This is a genomic window from Blastomonas sp. CCH1-A6, assembly GCF_001556365.1.
Taxonomy (GTDB): domain Bacteria; phylum Pseudomonadota; class Alphaproteobacteria; order Sphingomonadales; family Sphingomonadaceae; genus Blastomonas; species Blastomonas ursincola.
The window spans coordinates 1-4,926 of sequence record NZ_LSIS01000447.1 but is presented as its reverse complement, the minus strand read 5'-3'; the positions used below and the strand labels follow the sequence as shown (position 1 = coordinate 4,926).

Genomic DNA, 4,926 nt, shown 5'->3' with positions numbered 1-4,926 from the left:
AGGGGAGAGGGCGTGATGCATATGCCCCTATTGATGCACCCGCCCGAAATCGGGCTTGGCATCGTCCTGCCCCTGTTCGATGATCGAGCGGCGGATGGCGCGGGTGCGGGTGAACAGCGCTTCGAGCTCGTCGCCCTTGTCCCAGCGGATCGCACGCTGCAGCGCGGACAGATCCTCCGAGAACCGCTGGAGCATCTCGAGCACCGCGTCCTTGTTCGACAGGAACACGTCGCGCCACATCACCGGATCGCTGGCGGCGATGCGGGTGAAATCGCGGAAGCCGCCTGCGGAATATTTGATCACCTCGCTCTGCGTCACGCCTTCCAGATCGCTAGCGGTGCCGACGATCGTATAGGCGATGAGGTGCGGCAGATGGCTGGTCACCGCAAGCACCAGATCGTGATGCGCAGCCTCCATCGTCTCGACATTCGCGCCGAGCGCCTGCCAGAACGCCGCGACCCGCTCGCACGCCGCCGCATCGGCGCCGTCATCGGGGGTGAGGATGCACCAGCGGCCCTTGAACAAGGAGGCAAAGCCTGCTTCCGGCCCGCTATTCTCGGTGCCCGCCACCGGGTGCGCAGGCACGATCACGGCCTCGGGCAGCACCGAGCGCAAGGCGGTGAGCACGCTCGCCTTGCACGAGCCGACATCGCTGATGATCGTGTCGGGCGAGAGATGCGGCGCCATGGCGGTGGCGGCGGCAGCCATCGCGCCGACGGGCACGCACAGGATGACCATTTCGGCGCTCGCCAGTTCGGGGCCGAACCCAGCATTATAGCCGTCGCACAGCCCGATCGCTTGCGCCCGCGCGCAGACATCGGCGCTGCGGTCATAGCCCAGGATGCGCGTATCGGGCAGCGCCTGGCGCACGGCGCGCGCGATCGACGAGCCGATCAGGCCCAGCCCGACGATCGCGATGGTGCCGAAGGGTGCGCTCATGCGGTCACCAGATCCCGCAGCACCTGCGCGATGGCGCGCATATGCGCTTCCTCGCCGATGGTGATGCGCAGCGCATGGCCGAGCCCCTGGCCCTTGGGCCAGCGCACGATATAGCCCGCCTGCATCAGCGCCTGATAGGCCGCCTCCGCACTCACCGCGCCCTCGAACAGCACCAGCAGGAAATTGGCATGGCTCGGCACCACGGTCACGCCATGATTGCCGAGCTGCGCGAGCTCGCCCGCCAGCCATTGCCGCCAGAAACTGTTATGCTCGCGCGAGCGGGTGACGAATTCCTCGTCCGCCAGCGCTGCCAGCGCCGCGGCCTGACCGGTGAGCGTGACGTTGAAGGGCCCCCGGATGCGGTTGAGCGTGTCGATGATGCCTTGCGCGCCATAGCCCCAGCCGATGCGTTCGCCGGCCAGGCCATAGATCTTGGAGAAGGTGCGCGTGACCAGCACGTTGGAATGCCCGGCCGCGAGCTCGAGACCATGATCGTCCTCGTCCGCGTCCAGATATTCCGAATAGGCCTGGTCGAGCACCAGCAGCACATCCGACGGCAGACCGGCATGCAGCCGCGCGATCTCCGCCCGCGGCGTCAGCGTGCCCGTCGGGTTGTTCGGGTTGGCGAGATAGACCACGCGGGTGCGATCGGTCACGCAGGCGAGCAGCGCATCGACATCGGTGGCGTAGAAGTTGTCTGGCGCAACTACCGGCGTCGCACCGCAGCGCCGCGCGGCAATGTCATAGACCGAAAAGCCGTAACGGACATAGACGACCTCGTCCCCCTGCCCCGCATAGCCCTGCGCCGCGAGGTTGAGCAGCTCGTCCGATCCCGTCCCACACACGATGCGCGCCGGATCGAGCCCGTGCAGCTTGCCGATCGCCTCGCGCAGCGCGGCGCTGTCCGGATCGGGATAGAGCGAGGGGGCGAGCGCCGCACCGTGCGCGCGCGCCTGGAGCGCCGCCGGGCTGGTGCCGAGCGGGTTCTCGTTGGCGGAGAGCTTGACGAGCGGACGGCCGTCATCGCCGACCGACTTGCCGGGGACATAGGCGTGAATGGATGCGATCCACGATTTGGGCTGGGGCTGGCTGGTCATGGGCCGGGCGCATAGCGCGAGTCGGGCGACAGGGGAAGCCGCGAGCGCCAGACCCGTTCGAGCTGGCAGGGCCTTGCCTGCAAGTCTGCGTAAATGCTTAACAAAATCAATACCGATGCAAGCGAGGCCTGCACCCTTGGCTGACATGAGCAAGCATATGTTAAGTCTGGATAATTCTGGGCGGCACGGCTTTTGCGACTTGCCCCCGATATGAGGCTGCGTTAAGACATCGCCCAAGGTCGCCCAGGAAAATGCGAGCGGTACAGCCGCAGCATGATCCAGAATACGGTCCGGGGTGATGCATTGGTGTCCGCGTCTCCTCGGTATCCGCACAGGTTACAGGGGGTGATCTTGGGACAACGCCATTTCCGCACGCGACAGCTGATTCTGGGCACTGCGACCTGCGCCGGGCTGTTGTGGACGAGCGCGAGCCATGCCCAGCAGGTCAATGTCCCCTCGCCCCCCACACGCGAGGAAATCGAGCGCCCGGTGCAGCAGCGCAGCGAACGGCCTGCGCGCCTGACGGTCGAAGGCGATATCGAGCGCGCGCCCTGCCCGCTGGCCGACCCTGCCTATGCCAATGTCAAACTGACGCTGACCGAGGCGCGCTTCAACAATCTGGGCCCCGTTGCGCCGATCGAGCTGCGCCCGCTGTACGAGCAATATGTCGGCACCGAACAGCCGGTGGCGGTACTTTGCGAAATCCGCGATGCGGTCGCCACCAAGCTGCGCCGCGATGGCTATATCGCCGCCGTGCAGGTACCCACCCAGCGCATCGACAATGGCGTGGTGCAGTTCGAGGTGCTCTATGCCAAGCTGACGCAGATCCGCGTGCGCGGCGATGCGGGCAATGGCGAGAAGCTGGTCGCCAGCTATCTGGAGCGGCTGACCGAAGGCACGGTGTTCAACCAGAAGCTGGCCGAACGCTATCTGCTGCTCGCGCGCGATCTGCCCGGCTATGATATCCGGCTGACGCTGGTGCCAGCGGGCACAGGCCCGGGCGAGCTGATCGGCGATGTCACGGTGCGGCGCACCCCGTTCGAGGTTGACCTGAACGTCCAGAACCTGGCGGCGCGCGATGCCGGCCCCTATGGCGCGCAGCTGCGCGCGCAATTCTATGGCCTGACCGGCATGGGCGACCGCACCTATGTCTCGGCCTATTCGACGCTCGATTTCCAGGAACAGCAGATCGTCCAGGCGGGGCACGAATTCCGCGTCGGTTCGGAAGGCCTGACGCTGGCCGGGCGCTTCACCTATGCCTGGACCGAGCCGGACATCAACCTGCCTGCCGGGGTCGCCGCCAAGATCACCGCGACCACCCTGCTCGCCAGCGCGGAGGCGCGCTATCCGCTGCTGCGCAGCCAGGCCGGATCGCTCTACAGCACGGTGGGCATGGATTATGTCGATCAGGACATCGATTTCATCGGCCCGCTCTCGCGCGACCGCTTGCGCATCGCCTATGCCCAGCTGTCGGGCGAGGCGATCGACATGGCCAATGGCGCCTCGCCGCGCTGGCGCATGGCAGGGCTGTTCGAATTCCGCCAGGGCCTGTCGATCCTGGGTGCGAGCGATCCATGCAATTTCGTCTGCGCACTGGTGCGCACCCCGACCACGCGCGGCGATGGCGATCCGACCTCGACACTGATCCGCGGCGAACTCTCCGCCGAGGCGGCGCTGGGCGACAAGGGCTCGATCTTCATCCGCGGCCGTGGTCAGCTTGCCTTCGATCCGGTGCTCAGTTTCGAGGAATATTCGGGCGGCAACTTCACCATCGGCCGAGGCTATGATCCGGGCACGATCGTCGGCGACGATGGCGTCGGCTTCCAGGCCGAACTGCGCGGCCCGCAGATCAGCCCGCTCAAGGATGTCGATTTCTCGTTCCAGCCATTCGCCTTCATGGATGTCGCCTGGACCTGGGACGATGGCCGCCCCGGCGACCCGCAGCGGCTGAGCTCGGTCGGCATCGGCGCGCGCGCGCGATTGAGCGACCGGTTCCGGCTCGACGTCACCGTCGCGGTGCCGACCGAGGCCGCAGGGCTGCGCACCGACACGCCCGACCCGCGCATCCTGTTCACCCTCACCACCTTGCTACTGCCCTGGGGAGCCCGCTGATGGCTTACGACCGCAACCTGACCGCCCGCCGCATCCTGCTGGCCAAGGCGACATCGGCGCTTGCGCTGGCTACCGGCCTGGCGATCGGAGGGACAGGCACCGCTCATGCCCAGGCCTTTGAGGGCACGCCTACCGTGGTCTCGGGCGGAGTCGGCATCAACCGCACGCCGGGTACCGACAATATCCGGGTCGATACCAACCAGGCGGTGATCAACTGGACCACCAACGACACCGCGATCGGCGGCGGGGTCATCAACTTCCTGCCCAATGGCCGCACGGCCTTTTTCCGCAACAACCCGACAATCCAGAACCAGTTCACCGTCCTCAACCGCATCATCCCCACCGATCCCAATCGCGCGATCGCGATGAATGGCACCGTCATCAGCCAGCTGCAGACGGGCGCTGGCCTCGTCCAGGGCGGCAATGTGTGGTTCTACAGCCCCGGCGGCATCGTCATCGGATCGACCGGGGTGATCGATGTCGGCGGGCTGCTGCTGACCAGCCTCGATCCGGTGCGCGATGCCGGCGGCAATTTCATCGATGCGGGCGGTTCGTTCACCCTCGGTCCGGCGGCATCGGCGACCAGCTATGTGCAAATCGATCCGGGCGCGCTGGTTCAGGCGACGCCGGAAAACAGCTATGTCGCGATGGTCTCGCCGATCGTCCGTCAGCGCGGTACGATCGATGTCAACGGATCGGCGCTGATGGTCGGGGCCGAGGCGGCGACGATCACCTTCGGCACCGGCGGGCTGTTCGACATTCAGGTGACGACAGGCAC

General features: G+C 66.5%; 3 protein-coding genes and 1 pseudogene. 2 read left to right on the top strand and 2 right to left on the bottom strand.

Annotated features, from left to right (window positions below; all coding sequences use genetic code 11):
- Positions 1–27: 27 nt before the first annotated feature.
- Both AX735_RS20225 and hisC read right to left on the bottom strand, forming a co-directional pair.
- Positions 28–939, bottom strand: coding sequence for a prephenate/arogenate dehydrogenase family protein (locus AX735_RS20225; protein WP_066284112.1), 912 nt, complete (start codon positions 937–939; stop codon positions 28–30).
- The gene (hisC, locus tag AX735_RS20220; RefSeq protein WP_066284107.1) at positions 936–2,036 is read right to left on the bottom strand and encodes a histidinol-phosphate transaminase; all 1,101 of its coding nucleotides are present in this window, start codon (positions 2,034–2,036) and stop codon (positions 936–938) included. The genes AX735_RS20225 and hisC overlap by 4 nt, the downstream gene beginning before the upstream one ends.
- 351 nt (positions 2,037–2,387) lie before the next feature.
- On the opposite strand from hisC, the gene AX735_RS20215 reads away from it, so the two are divergent.
- A complete protein-coding gene (locus tag AX735_RS20215; protein WP_231750194.1) occupies positions 2,388–4,148 on the top strand; it encodes a ShlB/FhaC/HecB family hemolysin secretion/activation protein in 1,761 nt (586 codons plus the stop codon).
- Positions 4,148–4,926, top strand: a pseudogene (locus tag AX735_RS20210) (hypothetical protein); the annotation flags it as partial. The gene AX735_RS20215 and the pseudogene AX735_RS20210, both read left to right, overlap by 1 nt.

Excerpts from the sequence above, each read along its gene's own strand:
- AX735_RS20225 (WP_066284112.1), bottom strand. The coding sequence starts at position 939 with ATGAGCGCACCCTTCGGCACCATCGCGATCGTCGGGCTGGGCCTGATC.
- hisC (WP_066284107.1), bottom strand. The coding sequence starts at position 2,036 with ATGACCAGCCAGCCCCAGCCCAAATCGTGGATCGCATCCATTCACGCC.